This is a genomic window from Mesoterricola silvestris, assembly GCF_030295405.1.
Classification (GTDB): domain Bacteria; phylum Acidobacteriota; class Holophagae; order Holophagales; family Holophagaceae; genus Mesoterricola; species Mesoterricola silvestris.
Window position 1 is genome coordinate 4,012,881 of sequence record NZ_AP027080.1, and the last position, 15,017, is coordinate 4,027,897.

Here is a 15,017-nt window from a genome sequence, read left to right on the forward strand (position 1 = left end):
CGCCCTCGACTTTTATGCCCGTTTCAAGGATTGCCGGAGAAGATCACCTGGAGGTGGTGATTGGCCTGGCAGCTGCGGAGGGTGTAGTCCGTCATGGGACCCAGGGACCTCCCGTCCAGGAGGACGTCCACCACCCCCTGCCCCGCACCGGGCAGGAAGTGGAAGACCTGGTCCTGGCCGTAGGGGACGGTCTGGGGGGAGGCGGGCAGGATCTGGCCGTTCCCGGTGGCCACGGCGTCGAGGGTGAAGGTCTCCGGGGAGAAGGTGGCGGTCACCCGGTGATCCGCGGCCAGGTTCGACACCGGATAGGTGTCCACCGCCCCCAGGGAGACCCCGTCCAGCTGGACATCCTCCACCTTGAAGCCGCGCCCGGGCGTCACGTAGACGGTGACGCACTCCCCGGGGTTGGCGAAGGTCACCGCGGGCCCCACGGAGCCTTCCGGGCCCGAGACGCCCAGGACCGTGAAGCGTCCCCCGTCGTCGAAAACGGCGGAAACCACGTGGTTGGAGGTGAGGCGGGAGAAGGTGTACGAGGGGATCGGACCCAGGGCGACCCCATCCACCAGGACGTTCCCGACCCGCTTGCCCGCGCCGGGGATGAAGGTGAAGGTGGCGTCGGTTCCGTAGGCGAAGACCTGCGTCCCGGCCGGGGACACCGTCCCGGGGCCCGAGGAGGTGGAATGGACCGACAGGAGGTCCGTATCGAACTGCGCCGTCACCGCGAGGTTCGCGGCCACGGAGCCATCCGTGCGGCTGGCGGTAAGCAGGCCGTCGCTCCACTGGGTGAAGTGGTAGCCGGTGTCCGGGAGAGCGGTGACCGGGGTGCCGCTGCCGCCCAGGGCCACGGTCTGGGGCGTGGTGCCCGTGAGGGTGCCGTGGGTGCCCGCGGTGTAGGCCAGGGTGAAGGTGTCGGGAGCGAAGGTTGCGGTGACCGACAGGGCGGCCGCCACGGAACCATCGGTACGGCTGGCGGTGAGCAGGCCGTCGCTCCACTGGGTGAAGTGATAGCTGGCATCCGGGACGGCGGTGACCGGGGTGCCGGTGCCGCCCAGGGCCACGGTCTGGGGCGTGGTGCCCGTGAGGGTGCCATGGGCGCCGGCGGTGTAGGCCAGCATGAAGGTATTCGGGGCGAAGGCGGCGGTGACCGAAAGATTGGCGGCCACAGAGCCATCCGTGCGGCTGGCGGTGAGCAGGCCGTCGCTCCACTGGGTGAAGTGGTAGCCGGCATCCGGGACGGCGGTGACCAGGGTGCCGGTGCCGCCCAGGGTCACGGACTGGGGCGTGGTGCCCGTGAGGGTGCCGTGGGCGCCGGCGGTGTAGGCCAGGGTGAAGGTGTTCGCGGCGAAGGTTGCGGTGACGGACAGGTTGGCGGCCACAGAGCCATCCGTGCGGCTGGCGGTGAGCAGGCCGTCGCTCCACTGGGTGAAGTGGTAGCCGGCGTCCGGGACGGCGGTGACCGGGGTGCCGGTGCCGCCCAGGGCCACGGTCTGGGGCGTGGTGCCCGTGAGGGTGCCGTGGGCGCCGGCGGTGTAGGCCAGGGTGAAGGTGTTCGCGGCAAAGGATGCGGTGACGGACAGGTTGGCGGCCACGGAGCCATCCGTGCGGGTGGCGGTGAGCAGGCCGTCGCTCCACTGGGTGAAGTGGTAGCCGGCATCCGGGACGGCGGTGACCGGGGTGCCGGTTCCACCCAGGGCCACGGTCTGGGGCGTGGTTCCCGTGAGGGTGCCGTGGGCGCCGGCGGTGTAGGCCAGGGTGAAGGTGTTCGCGGCGAAGGTTGCGGTGACCGAAAGGCTGGCCGCCACGGAACCATCCGTGCGGCTGGCGGTGAGCAGGCCGTCGCTCCACTGGGTGAAGTGGTAGCCGGCATCCGGGACGGCGGTGACCGGGGTGCCGGTGCCGCCCAGGGTCACGGTCTGGGGCGTGGTTCCCGTGAGGGTGCCGTGGGCGCCGGCGGTGTAGGCCAGGGTGAAGGTGTTCGCGGCGAAGGATGCGGTGACGGACAGGTTGGCGGCCACGGAGCCATCCGTGCGGGTGGCGGTGAGCAGGCCGTCGCTCCACTGGATGAACTGATAGCCGGCATCCGGGACGGCGGTGACCGGGGTGCCGCTGCCGCCCAGGGTCACGGTCTGGGGCGTGGTGCCCGCGAGGGTGCCGTGGGCGCCCGCGGTGTAGGCGAGGGTATAGGCATCGGGGGCGAAGGTGGCGAGGATCGTGTGGTTCGCGGCGACGGCCGGGAAGGTGTAGGTGGCGGGGGTCCCCGCGGAGGATCCGTCCACGGTGACGTCCGCCAGGTGGTAGCCCGCCACGGGGGTGAAGGTGAAGGTGGCGTCCGCGCCCTGGGCCACGGCCTGGCTCCCGCTGGGCGCGATGCTCCCGCCGCCGGCGGCGCTGGCGTCGAGGGTGAAATAGGTGCCCGCGGCCAGGAGGGTCACGTCCTCGGCGGTGGTGAGCAGGGGATCGAAGACGCTCACGGGGGTGCCGCTGGTGGTGGTGGCGGAAACCTCGTCCTGGTAGGTCTGGGCCCCCAGGCCCGCGGCGATGGCCGCGCGGAACGTGATCGTCACGGTCGCCCCGGGGGCGATGGAGAACCCGGCCCAGGCGGGAGCCTGGTCCCCCGGCACCGGGGAGGTGGCGGGCACGGCCCCGGCGACGCCGGTGGTGGACAGGTAGGTGAATCCGGAGGGGAGGGTGTCCAGCACCTGCACGCCCGTGGCCGTGGAAGCCCCGGTGTTCTCCACCGTGATGACGTAGGTGGCGGTGTCGCTTCCGGTGAGGATCACCGTGGGGGTCGTGGTGCGGAGGCCCAGGCGCAGGCCCCCCACGCCGGTGGTAAAGGAGGAGGTGGCCGTGGCGGCCGAGGTGGCCGCGAGGCCCGCGGTGTCGGTGGCATTGCCCACGGCGGCGGGGAAGATCGTCACCTGGGCCGAGCTGGCGGCTTCCGCAGCCAGGGTGCCCAGGTTCCAGGTCACGGTTCCGGGAACGGCGCTGTACGTGCCCCCGGTGGAGGCCACGTACAGCGCCCCCGCCGGCAGCGTGTCCACCAGGGTGGCCGAGGCGGCGTCGGAGGTCCCGGAATTGGCGTAGCGCAGGGTGTAGGTGAGGCTTCCGATCACGGGGTCGCCGGAGGCGACGTTCACCGCGGGGTTCACGTTCAGGGTGGACCCCGAGATGGCGGTGATGCGGGTGGTCTGCCCCCCGACGCGCACGTACTGGTTCACGATGAAGGGCGAGGCGTCGTCCACCTGGAGGGTGGGGGTCCCGCTGGCGCCGGCCGTGGCCACGGCGCCCGGGTAGGGCGAGGTGGCGGGACCCTCCTTCACGACGCCGAGGGTGGCCTGGGCGCTGACGGTGCCCGTGGCGGACGCGGTCTTGGTGGCGGTGTTGGAGGCGGTGGCGGTGCCGGTTCCGGACAGGGGGGTGCTGCCCGCGGGCATGGGCTTCGGGATGCGGAAGGTGTAGCCGAGGGTCAGGCTGGTGCCGGGCGCGAGGGTGCCCACGGTGAAGACGGCGCGGTTGCCCGTGGCATCGAACCAGGCCGCATCGTCCCCGGAGGCGTCGGTCTGGGGGGCGCCCGCGAACGCGAGGGAGCCGGGGACGAAGCCGGTGCTGGCGGGCACGGCGTCGGCGACCTGGACGCCGGTGGCGTCGGCGCCGCCGTCGTTGGTGACCGTCAGGGTGCATGCGACGGCATCCCCGGGGGCCCAGGGGCCCGCCGGAACGAAGGCCTTGGCCAGTCGCAGATTGGGCAGGGGATTGAGGGTGACGTTCACCGTGTTGCTGGAGCGGGATCCGGCCGTCTGGGCATCGGACACCGTGGCCGCGTTGCCCAGGACGGTCTGCGTCGCAGGGAAGGTCCCGGAGGCGCCGGCCTTCATCTGGAAGGCCACCTGGGCGGAGGCGCCCGCGGCCAGGGCTCCCAGGTTGAGGGAAAGGGTCCCCCCCGAGACGGAATCCGCGGCGGCGGCGCCGTTGACCGTGGTGCTCCCGGCCAGGTAGGTGTAATAGGACTGCACGGGCAGCACATCGGTCAGGGTCACGCCCGAGGCCGCGCCGGTGCCGCCGTTGAGGGCGGTGAGCGTGTAGGTGACGATCTCGCCGGGGCCCGCCAGGGCCTTGTCGGCGGAGGCCGCGACGGTCACGGCGGGACGGAGGACCGTGGTGGTGGTGGAATCCGACGTGGCCAGGGTCTGGAGGCTGGAGAGGCTGGCGGTGTTCACCAGGGAGGTGATGCCCGCGGCCAGGGGGCTGTTCACGGCGGCGTTCACGACGAGGGAGCCCGTGCCGCTTCCGGCCACGGTCCCCGCGGCCTGGCCCGTGGAATTCACGGCGAAGGTGTACACCTGGCCCGAAACCGAGACCGGGGTGGCGCCCGCGCCGTTCAGGGTCGCGCTGGTGAAGGTGACGCCCGCGGGAAGGGTCTCCACCACCTGGGCGGAGGTGGCCGAGGTCTGGCCGGTGTTGGAGAAGAGGATCGTGTACTGGAGCGCGGTTCCGGGGTTGGCGGTGAGCAGGTTCACCTGATTGTCGATGACCAGGTTGGCCGGAGCGGTGTAGCAGAAGTACCCGTTGGACACGGCCAGCACCGTGCCGCCGCTGATGGGGTTGGGCGCGGTGCCGCCGAACTGCAGGTAGATGTCGTCGGTCTTGCCGGCGGTCTTTTCCGCGAATTCGAAGAGCCACAGGAACCGGTGTCCCTTCTGGAGGGTCCCGGACAGCGGCACATTGAAGGTGAGCTGGCCCTTGGAGGCGCCCGTGAGGGTGAAGACCGTGGGGGTGGAAAGGGAGGCGCGGGCGCCGGTGCTCTCGTTGTAGTCCAGGACGCTGGCCCGCACGTACACGGTGTTCCCGTTGGCGCGATCCACCCAGAAGTTGGTGGTGAGGGTGCCGGTGAGGGAGATGTCGCTGGAGGTGGCCGGCGCGTAGAAGCCCAGGTTGAGGGCGGGGTCGTAGGCGGTGGTGGAGACGGTGCGCTTCACGGCGAGGCCGGTGTCCGAGGCCACGGGGGAGACGGTGGAGGTCAGGTACTGGCTGCCGTCGAAGCCCACGTTGCCAACGGTGGTCTGGAAGTAGTAGTTGTTGCAGACGCTCCCCGTCTGGTTCACGCCCAGGAGGAAATTGTTGGACACCGGGGCCACGCCGCTGGCGGCCAGGGAGGCCGTGTCGGTGAGGGGGTTGGCGCCCGCGTAGCCCGAGGGGATGGCGAGGGTCACGGTCACGGAGCCGGTGGCGTTGGCGGCCAGGTCGGGCAGGTTCCAGGTGACGGTGCCTCCGCCGCCGGTGCCGCCGTCGCTGGCCGACACGAAGGAGAGGCCCGCAGGGATGGGGTTCGTGAGCACCAGGCCCGTGGCCGTGGCGTTGCCCGTATTGGCGTAGGAAAGGGTGAAGGTCACGGTGGAATTGGCCGGGACCGTGGCCGGGGAGGTCGATACCTGCACGGAGAGCACGGGGCGCGAGGCCGTGACGAAGACGCTGGCCGCGGCCGTGGCGGGCGAGGCTTCCACCGACGTGAGCGTCGCGGTGCTGGTGAGGGGGATGGCGGCGCCGGAGGGGAAGGGCGAATCCACCGTCGTCACCAGCGTCACCGCGTCCGGGCCTTCCCCGGCGGGGACGGCGCCCAGATTCCAGGTGACGGTGCGGGTGCCGGAGGCATAGACGCCCCCGCCCGAGGCGGACACGAAGGTCAGGCCCGTGGGCAGCACGTCCGCGAGCACCGCGCCCGTGACGTTGACGGGCGAGGGATTGGCGTAGGCCAGGGTGTAGGTCACCGTGTCCCCCGGCAGGGCGGCGGTGACGGAGGCGGTCTTCTGCAGGGCGAGGGCCGGCGCGCCCACCGACACCTGGGCGAGGCCCGTCACCAGACTCCCGGTGGAAGCCAGGACGGTGGCCCCGTCGGAATAGGTGCCCGAGGCCGCGGGGGCCGTGGCGGTGAAACTGAAGGCGCGGGTTCCCCCCGCCGGCACCGGAGCGGCCGCGAAGGTCCAGGAAAGGAGGCCCGAGGCCCCCCCGGAAGGCGAGGTCGCCGGAGCGCCCAGGCTCCCGCCGCCGGTGGAAACGTAGGCGAACCCCGCGGGCAGGGCGTCCGTGATGCCGGTGACGGTGAGGGCGGCGGCGGAGGTGTTGGTGACGGTGACGGTGAAGACGACGGGGGCGCCCGCGGTGACGGGGCCCGTGGCGGAGCTGGAGAGGGTGGCGTAGGGGGGCGGCGCGCCGCAGGTGTTGGTGAAGAGCGCGGTGAGGGGCCCGGGGGAGGCGGGATTGGCGAAGTCCTGGCCCGAGGCGTCCCCGGCCGTGAACCAGCTGAAGGTGCTGTTGCCGGAGGCGTCGGTGGCCTTGACGCCCACCAGGTAGCGGCCCTGGGGGAGCGTCGTGGTGTCCCAGGTGGCGGTCCAGGTGCCGATGGGGCTGTTGGCGGTGGTGGCGGTGCCCACGGGAACCCAGGGGTTGCCGTCATTGGCCAGGCCGTCGCCGTTGGCGTCGGCATAGGAATAGAACTGGACCGACGTGATGCTGGTGGCGCAGGCGCCGCTGGCGCAGGTGATGGCGCCGGTCACCGAGGCGGTGAGGGTCGCGGGGCCGCAGCCGCCGACGCCCACGGACTGCACCACGGGCTGGGGCGCGGCCGCCCCGCCCCCCAGGGAGATGGAATCGCCGAAGGGGGCGGGCTGGGTGGGATCGGCCAGGTAGACGTAGTCCCCGGAGGTGACCACGTCCTTCTGGAACGGATTGTTGAGGCTGTTGGAGGTGGCGAAGACGAAGGCCATGGGGGTGGACGGGGTGACCTTGGGCCCGCCCACGGCGGTGGCGTCCAGCATGGCCAGGGGCACCTGGAAGTCCAGGTAGTACTCGGAGGTGGAACCCGGCACCAGGGAGCTGCGGGTCATGCCGTAGTCCCAGACCGTCTCCGCGCTGCCGTTGGGCCAGGTGGAATCGGGGCTGTTGGTGCCGTGGAAATTCTGGATGGGTCCGCCGCCGTCGGAGGCCACGAAGGCCGAGGCGAACTGGTTCACCAGGTAGATGCCCGTGCCCGCCGTGGCGTAGTCCAGGGACTGGCTGAGGGTGGGGCTGTAGATGACGGAGACCCGGTCCACGGGGGTTCCGGGCCCTCCGGAGGAGCCGTTGAGCTGCACGGCGAAATCCCGGAAGCCGTCGCCGTTGATGTCGATGAGCACGGACCACAGGGCGGATTTCCAGGGGTCGGTGGTGCTGGCGCTGCCCGCGCTGGGGCCCGTGGCGTAGGTGTTGGGCTGGGCGGCCAGGCGGAAGCGGTAGAAGACCACCTGGCTGGCCCCGTCGTAGTACCAGAAGACGCTGGGCTGGGACTTGTCCGGGGCGCCGGAGCTGACGTTCACGTAGCTCTGGGGCGAGGTGCCGCCGTTGCTGGGGTCGGCGGTGGCGGGGTCGGTGAGCGAGGACCCTTTGCTGGTGTAGGTGCGCCAGGCGCCGGAGGCGGGCCAGGCCACGGGCTTCTGGCCCGCGGGGGCGGAGGCGTAGTTCGGCCAGGCCCCGGGGGCGGGCCAGGTGGCGCCCAGGACCGGGAGGGCCAGGAGGGAACCCAGGAGCAGGGTGCGCAGGTTCATCGGGCCACCTCCACGTTGACGGTCGCCATGGCCCAGCCGCCGCTGTTTTCGGCGGCCAGGGCGAACCCGGTGCTGGCGGACACCTGGACCGTGAGGGTCCGGATCGCGGTCACGTCCCCCAGGCCCTGGTCGAACCGGACGCGGTCGGCGCCGTCCACCCGCCAGGTCAGGGTCACCTTCCCGCCGCCCGCGGGGAGGGAGGCCGGGGAGGCCTGCAGGTCCCAGATGACCGGGGCCGCGCACAGGGGCCGCGCGACCCGGAACCCCACGGTGCGCAGCCGCTCCGTCTGGACCCGGGTGAACCGCGCCGAGGAGCGCAGGTGGCGGAGGCCGTCGTTCCAGGAACTGCCCCGCAGCGTGCGGGAAGGGGTGGCGAGGCCCAGCACCGCCTGGCCCCCGGCGGGGGCGCCCAGGTATTCGGGCTGGTAGCTGTCCGCCACCCATTCCATGGCGTCGCCGGCCATGTCCGAAAGGTTCCAGGCGTTGGGCGTTAGGGTGGCCACGGGCCACGCCACCAGGGCGGCGTTGGCGTCGAACCAGGCCAGGGGCGCGGCCTGGGCGCCCGAGGCTTCATCCCCCCAGGGGAACCGGGTGGTGGTGCCGGCCCGGCAGGCGTACTCCCATTCCGCCTCGGAGGGCAGCCGGTAGAGGCTCCACCCAAGGCGGTCGTTGAGCCGGCCCAGGTACTCCTGGGCGTCCTGCCAGGAGACCTGTTCCACGGGGCGGGTGGGGCTGGCGCCGAACCGGCTGCAGGCGGCCCCATCCTGGAAGAAGGACGGGTTGTCGCCCATGATGGCCTGCCACTGGGCCTGGGTGACCTTGGTGCGGGAGAGCCAGAACCCCTGGGCGAACGCCACCGCATGGGCGGGGCGCTCATTGTCCTGGGCGTCGGCGTCATCGGCGGAGGCGCCCATGGAGAAGGTGCCCGGGGGGCAGTAGACCATCTGCAGGCCCGTGGCGGGATCCAGCCAGAGGGTGCCCGGCGCGGGGTCCTGGGGCGGGCAGGGATCCCCCACCAGCACCGTGGCCTGGGCCGTGACGCTGGCCCCGGCCTCGTTGAACACCGTGAGGGTGAAATCCGTGGTCTGGAGCGGGCTCACGGGGATGCTGCCCCCGTCGGTGATGGGCAGATGTCCCGGTTCCACCACGCCGCGGGTGCCCCGGAAGCTGGCGTAGAGGGCGGTGGAGGCGCCGGGGCGCACCAGGACCGGAAGCCCCGTGAAGCGGGTGATGGCGGGGGCGGCGACCACCTGGATGGGCCAGGTGTGGTCCGTGGACACCTGGAGCGCGTTGGTGACGGTGCAGCTCACGACGATCTGGCCCGGAGCCAGGGGCACGAAGGTGATCTGCCGGGTGCCTTCGCCGGCGGTGATGGTGCCGCCCTGCAGCGTCCACGCGTAGCTGCTTCCGGGCTGGTCCGGCACGGAGGCCGTGAGCGCCGGGGCGGCGACGTCGGCCACGGCGGGGGAGGTGATGGTGGAATCCGGCACCGGCAGGGTCTGGAGGGGGGTGGTCCCCACGTACCGGGTGTCCCGGTCCCAGGTGGCCACCACCACGCCCGTGCCGGGGGCCGTGGAGGTGAAGACCCCGTCGGCCGAGAAGGTGCCCAGGCCCGCGGGCACCACGGTCCAGCGGAAGCCGCCGCCCAGGCTGAGCTGGGCCGAAAAGGCCAGCGTGCCGCCCACGGTGACCCGGGCCGGGCCGGGGGTGATGGTGATGGCGGCATTGACGCCCGGGGCGTCGGCGCCGTTGGATTTCTGTCCGCCGCACCCGGCCAGGGCCCACAGGGCGAGCGCGCACAAGGTCATGCGAAGAGGGTTCACGTCGGCTCCAGGTGGGGGTCAGAAGGTCCAGGCCAGGCCCAGGTGCCACAGGTTCACGCGTTCGCCTTCCCACCCGTAGGGGCAGGTGAGTATGCGGGCCTGGGCGTGGAGGCGGGGCGTCAGTGCGTAGTCGGCGCCGAGGGTCAGCCCCAGGCGGGTCTAGGCGGGGCGGCTGGCCTCCACCACGGTGCCCGCGCCCGGGATGTCCAGGGTGCTGGTGGAATCCACGGTCCAGCGCACGGCGGCGACCCCGCCCCCGGCCCTGAGCCGGGCCAGGCCGAAGGGGTGCCCGAACAGGTATTCGGCGCCCAGGGACCAGCCCTGGACCCGGGTGTCCAGCCGGCGGGTCCAGGCCACGCCGGCGGTGGAACCGGTTCCGGTGCGGTGGGCGGCGGAGAAGAACAGGCCGTCCAGCCGGAACCGCACCTGGTCGTCCTCCCGGACCGGGCGCTGGGCGAAGCCGCCCAGGTCCAGGGAGGGGTTGCCGCGGGTGGTGTCCTTGAGGTCGCCCGAGGCCGCGCCGAGGCTCCCCTGGACGCCAAAGCGCCAGTCCCGGCCCTCGGCCCGGGCCGGAAGGCACACAAACGCACACAGAACCGCCGTCAAGCAGGCCGCTCGATCCATACCCCTCATCCCCCAGAGGGGCGTTCGGCCCCTTCCCTGATTTTCGACAAACCAAGGCAGGGGATGAAGGAAAACCGTCTAGTGTTCTTTACTTATGGAACATGAAGGCCTTTATAGTCAATACTTAGACTCATATTTCCGAATCATTAACGGACAATTGGGTCAGGAGCCGCTTGAGGGCGGCGCGCACTTTCGCCAGTTCCGGGGCCCGGGGCGCGGTCTGGACGTGGGGTTTCCGCGGGGGCCTGGGGGACGGGGGGGGCGCCGCGGCGGGCTCGTCCAGGCCCAGGTCCAGGCCCCGGGCCAGCTGGCCGGTGAGGAGGAGTTCCCGGCAGTCGCTGACGGTGAGGCCCTCCTGGAGCCAGCCGTGGATGCGCTGGAGGCGGTCCAGTTCGTCCACGTGGTAGTAGCGCAGGTTGCCGCGGCTGCGCCGGGGCTGGATCTCGGGGATGATCATCTCCCAGTACCGGAGGTCCTTGGGACTCACTCCGATCCTGCGGGCGGCTTCGCCGATCTTCATCCAGACCCGTTCCATCAGGGCTCTCTCGCCTCGATGCCCAGGGCCTTCAGGCGCTTGTAGAGATTGGAGCGGTCCAGGCCGAGCCGTTCGGCCACGCGCGTCATGTTGCCGTTCTGGAGCTTGAGTTCCCGCTGGATGTAGGCGCCCTCGAACCACTCGCGGGCATCCTTGAGGCTGGGGAATTCGGGGAAGGAGAAGGGGTCGGGCTCGGTGAGGTGGCGCACCGCCAGGGCCCCCAGGTCCCGGGTGGTGATCTCGGCGCCCCGGCCCAGGATGACGGCCCGTTCCATGAGGTTGCGCAGTTCGCGCACATTGCCGGGCCAGTCGTGGCGCAGGAGCGTCTCCCGGGCGTCGGCGGAAAGGCGCCGGGGCGGGCGCCCGTACTTGCGGGCGATGCGCTGGATGAAGGCCTCGGCCAGGGGGATCAGTTCCTCGAAGCGCTCCCGCAGGGGCGGCACCCGCAGCGGCACCACGGCGAGGCGGAAGTACAGGTCCTCCCGGAAGCGCCCGGCCTTGATCTCCTCGGGCAGGTCCTTGTTGGTGGCGGCGATGATGCGCACGTCCACGCTCACGGCCCCGCCGCCGCCCACGGGCTCGATGCGGCCCTCCTGGAGGGCGCGGAGCACCTTGGCCTGGGTCTTGAGGGACATGTCGCCCACTTCGTCCAGGAAGAGGGTGCCCAGGTGGGCCTCCTTGAACTTGCCCTTCTGGTCCCGCACGGCGCCGGTGAAGGCGCCCTTCACGTGGCCGAAGAGCTCGGATTCGATGAGTTCCTCGGGAATGGCCGCGCAGTTCACTTCCACGAAGGGGGCGTGGGCCCGGGGGCTGCGGTCGTGGAGGAGCCGGGCCACCTCCTCCTTGCCGCTGCCGTTCTCGCCCATGAGCAGCACCCGGCCCTCGGTGGGGGCCACCAGCTCCACGTCGGACAGGAGCCGGCGCATGGCGGGGCTGTCCGCCATGAAGAACCGGTCCTGGTCCACCTCCTGGTGGAGCCGCAGGTTCTCGGCCTCCAGGCTGCGCTGCTTGAGGGCGTTGGCCACCACCAGCAGGAGCCGGTCCAGGTCCACGGGCTTTTCCAGGAAATCGAAGGCGCCCAGCTTCGTGGCCTGCATGGCGGTGTCGATGTTGCCGTGGCCGGAGATCATGATCACCGGCAGGTCGGCCCGGACGGCCTTGGCCTGCTTGAGGGTCTCCAGCCCGTCCATGCCGGGGAGCCACACATCCAGCAGCATCAGGTGGATGCCTTCCCCGTCGGCCTGGGAGATGAGATCCAGGGCCTGCTCCCCCCGCTCGGCCTTGAGGATGGAGTAGCCTTCCTCGGCCAGGGATTCCCCCAGCGAACGGCGGATCCCGGGCTCGTCGTCCACGATGAGGATGGTGGTGAGGGGGCGCATGAATAGAGCGTATCCGGTCTTTCCCCCCCCGGGCATGGCAACATGGAGGCTGGAGAGATCAATATGCTCGTGGATTCCCACTGCCACCTCACGGGAGGCCACCTGGGAGAGGATCGGCTGGAGGCCGTGCTGGACCGGGCCCGGGCCGCGGGCGTGGACGGCCTGGTGGCCGTGGGCTGCACCCTGGAGGACTCCCGGGGGGTGCTGGCCCTGGCGCGCCGGACCCCCCAGGTGCGGGCCTCCCTGGGGGTCCACCCCCACGACGCCCGCACCTGGGACGCCTCCACCGGGGAGGCCCTGGAGGCCCTGCTGGCGGACCCCGCGGTGCTTTTCGTGGGGGAGACGGGCCTGGACTGGCACTACGACCTGAGCCCCCGGGACGCCCAGGAGGCGGTTTTCCGGGCCCAGATCCGCCTGGCGGAAAAGCTGGGCAAGCCGCTCATGATCCACACCCGGGAGGCCCCCGAAGCCACCCTGCGAATCCTCCGGGAGGAGGGGGCCCGCCGCGGGGTCATCCACTGCTTCAGCGAGGACCTGGCCTTCGCCCGGGAGGCCCTGGACCTGGGCTTCCACCTGAGCTTCTCGGGCATCGTCACCTTCAAGAACGCCCAGGCCATCCGGGGCGTGGCGGCCTGGGCGCCCCCGGACCGCATCCTGGTGGAGACCGACGCCCCCTACCTGGCGCCGGTGCCCTTCCGGGGCAAGGCCAACGAACCGGCCTACGTCACCCATGTGGCCGCCCAGGTGGCGGCCTTGCGGGGGCTCAGCCCCCAGCGCCTGGCCGAGCTCACCACCGGCAACCTGGAGGCCCTGTGCGGCTGGTCCCCTTCTTCCTGAGCGCCCTGGCGCTGTGCGCCCAGACCCCCGGCAAGCTCCCCTGGGACGCCGCGGCCGCCGTGCCCTGGAAGGCCGGGGACTGCGGCCCCCTGCCCGCCCCGCCCCGGGTGGAGCCCATCCCCGCCGGCGCGCCCATCCAGGCCCGCATCACCGCCGACGGCACCCTCCGGGTCACGGACGGCCGGGGCATGATCCTCCTGCGCACCGGATTGCCGGGCCGGCCCCTCCAGGTGTGGCGGGACGGGGGCATCCGGGTGGAATCCCCCGGCCTGATGCGGTTTTCCGGGCGCTCCCTGCTCACCCAGGGCATCGGGGCCCTGCCCGTGAAGGACCTGGACTTCCGCCCGGCCCTGGAGGGGCTCCTGTGGATCCTGTCGGACGATGAGCGGGTGATCACCCTCATCCACCCCGCCACCGCCCACATCATCTACCTGCCCCTGCCCGGGGGCCGGGCCTTCCAACTCGTCTTCCATCCCGACCGCCTGGAACTCCGCCAGGGGCCGGAATCCGGTTCCGCCGAGTGCTGGTCGGTGCCCTGGATGGCCCTGCTCCCCCAGCTCCTCCAACTGGGCCGGGAGAACCCCGCCAACCGCCCCTCCGGCACGGCCCTCCTGCCCTTCCCGAAGGGTTGAGCCCCTTTTTTCCCAGGGGAGGCGGCCCCCCCTAAACCTTTCCAAGACCCGGGGGTCAACCTTGGCAGGGAAATCGCATCCAATCCGAAATCCACCTGGAGGCGCGCCATGTTACGCACCCGTTTCGCCGCAGCTCTCGTTCCGGCCCTGATCCTGTCCGGCGTGCCGCTCCTGCCCCGCACGGCCCCCCAGGACCCCGGGGACATGGTGGACGAACTGGACCAGCAGGACTACGAAGTGGGCGAAAGCCCCGAACGCTATGCCCAGGTGAAGTACCTGGACGGCTCCGTGACGATCCGCAAGGGCGAGGAGGACGAGCCCCTCACCCGGGGGGTTCCGGTGGCCGAGGGGGATGTGGTGGAAAGCCGCGGGCGTGGCGTCCTGCAACTGGGGGACGGCAGCGCGGTGGCCTTCGGGCCCGGAACCCGCTTCCGGGTGGCGGCCCTCTTCTCGGATCAGGACCAGGAACGCCGGGTCCTCCTGGTGCTGGAACGGGGCGAGCTGCGGGTGTGCCGCGGAGCCCAGAGCGATGCCGTCATCCGCGTGGACACCCCCTCGGGCAGCGGATCCCTGGGCAGCCGGGGCGGCTCCCGCCCCGAAGCCACCTTCCAGGTGGCCCGGGGCTCCCGGGGCGACCAGACGGTCTTCCTGGTCCACGGGGGCCAGGCCACCTGGGTGAACGCCGAGGGGCAGGCCCAGGTCTACGCGGGCCAGCGCCTCACGGTCTACGGCAACAACGATCTGCTGGACCGCGTGTCGGACTTCAACACCTACGCCCTGGGCGACTTCGACCAGTGGGCCGAAGCGCTGGTGAGGCCCCGTCCCAGCGAAAGCGCCTCGCGGGTGCCCCCCGAGATCCGCTACTACGCCGACGACCTGGACGGCAACGGCAAGTGGGTCTACGTGGACGAGACCGAATCCTGGTGCTGGACCCCCACGGCCGTGGACGTGGACTGGAGTCCCTACACCAACGGCTACTGGGGCGCCTACGGCGGCGGCATGACCTGGGTGAGCAGCGAGCCCTGGGGCTACGTGACGTGCCACCACGGCCGCTGGGGCTGGCGCATGGGCCTGGGCTGGTACTGGATCCCCGGCGTGAACTACAGCCCGGCCTGGGTGGCCTGGCACAGCACCGGGTCCTGGTTCGGCTGGGCCCCCCTGGGCTTCCGCAACCACCCCGTGCGGTGGCGGGACCGCCAGCGCTGCTGGAACGTGGTGGACGTCCACCACGTCAGCGACCGCAACCTCCGCCCCTGGTTCCACCGGGACCCCGGGGTGGTGGGCGTCTTCAACCGCCCCCCCCAGGGGGGCGCCCGCCCCTGGTTCCAGGGCCGCCTCATCGTGGACCGGCGGGAGTTCCGGGATCCCGCCCGGTTCCAGCGGGTGGCGGGTGAACCCTCCGTGGTCCGGGACCGGGTGGCGGTCTACACCCGGGAAACCGGCCGCACCATCCTCCGGGCCCCCGCCCCGACGTCGGGCCCCGGCGGCTTCAACCGCCTGGAACGCCCCCGCCCCGAGCCCCCCCGGCCCGCTCCCGGCCCGTTCGGAGCCCCAGAGGTCTGAACCCAAGCCTCCGCCCCAGAAAAAGGAATAGGACGCCTTTTCCGCCG

At 71.8% G+C, this 15,017-nt stretch carries 8 protein-coding genes; 3 read left to right on the forward strand and 5 right to left on the reverse strand.

What is annotated here, in order from left to right:
* Nucleotides 1-23: 23 nt before the first annotated feature.
* The 5 genes from R2J76_RS17235 to R2J76_RS17255 form a co-directional block, all read right to left on the reverse strand.
* Complete coding sequence (locus R2J76_RS17235) at nt 24-7,577, reverse strand: InlB B-repeat-containing protein (protein WP_316412886.1); 7,554 nt, start codon at nt 7,575-7,577, stop codon at nt 24-26.
* Nucleotides 7,574-9,400 carry an SUMF1/EgtB/PvdO family nonheme iron enzyme gene (locus tag R2J76_RS17240; protein WP_316412887.1) on the reverse strand — a complete coding sequence of 609 codons (1,827 nt, stop codon included), beginning with the start codon at nt 9,398-9,400 and terminating at the stop codon, nt 7,574-7,576. The genes R2J76_RS17235 and R2J76_RS17240 overlap by 4 nt, the downstream gene beginning before the upstream one ends.
* Nucleotides 9,401-9,559: 159 nt before the next feature.
* On the reverse strand, nt 9,560-10,006 hold the full coding sequence (locus tag R2J76_RS17245; protein WP_316412888.1) for a hypothetical protein: 447 nt from the start codon (nt 10,004-10,006) through the stop codon (nt 9,560-9,562).
* 148 nt (nt 10,007-10,154) lie between these two features.
* Nucleotides 10,155-10,559, reverse strand: coding sequence for a helix-turn-helix domain-containing protein (locus R2J76_RS17250; RefSeq protein WP_316412889.1), 405 nt, complete (start codon nt 10,557-10,559; stop codon nt 10,155-10,157).
* Nucleotides 10,559-11,938: a sigma-54-dependent transcriptional regulator gene (locus tag R2J76_RS17255; RefSeq protein ID WP_316412890.1), complete on the reverse strand. Its 1,380-nt coding sequence runs from the start codon at nt 11,936-11,938 to the stop codon at nt 10,559-10,561. Before R2J76_RS17255 ends, R2J76_RS17250 begins: the two co-directional genes overlap by 1 nt.
* A 63-nt stretch (nt 11,939-12,001) precedes the next feature.
* On the opposite strand from R2J76_RS17255, the gene R2J76_RS17260 reads away from it, so the two are divergent.
* From R2J76_RS17260 to R2J76_RS17270, 3 genes are all read left to right on the forward strand, one after another.
* A complete protein-coding gene (locus R2J76_RS17260; RefSeq protein ID WP_316412891.1) occupies nt 12,002-12,775 on the forward strand; it encodes a TatD family hydrolase in 774 nt (257 codons plus the stop codon).
* Nucleotides 12,751-13,407, forward strand: a complete 657-nt coding sequence (locus R2J76_RS17265; RefSeq protein ID WP_316412892.1) for a hypothetical protein — start codon at nt 12,751-12,753, stop codon at nt 13,405-13,407. Before R2J76_RS17260 ends, R2J76_RS17265 begins: the two co-directional genes overlap by 25 nt.
* Nucleotides 13,408-13,515: 108 nt before the next feature.
* The gene (locus R2J76_RS17270) at nt 13,516-14,970 is read left to right on the forward strand and encodes a DUF6600 domain-containing protein (RefSeq protein WP_316412893.1); all 1,455 of its coding nucleotides are present in this window, start codon (nt 13,516-13,518) and stop codon (nt 14,968-14,970) included.
* The last annotated feature ends 47 nt before the right edge of the window (nt 14,971-15,017 follow it).

Excerpts from the sequence above, each read along its gene's own strand:
- R2J76_RS17235 (WP_316412886.1), bottom strand. The coding sequence starts at position 7,577 with ATGAACCTGCGCACCCTGCTCCTGGGTTCCCTCCTGGCCCTCCCGGTC.
- R2J76_RS17250 (WP_316412889.1), bottom strand. The coding sequence starts at position 10,559 with ATGGAACGGGTCTGGATGAAGATCGGCGAAGCCGCCCGCAGGATCGGA.
- R2J76_RS17255 (WP_316412890.1), bottom strand. The coding sequence starts at position 11,938 with ATGCGCCCCCTCACCACCATCCTCATCGTGGACGACGAGCCCGGGATC.
- R2J76_RS17260 (WP_316412891.1), top strand. The coding sequence starts at position 12,002 with ATGCTCGTGGATTCCCACTGCCACCTCACGGGAGGCCACCTGGGAGAG.
- R2J76_RS17270 (WP_316412893.1), top strand. The coding sequence starts at position 13,516 with ATGTTACGCACCCGTTTCGCCGCAGCTCTCGTTCCGGCCCTGATCCTG.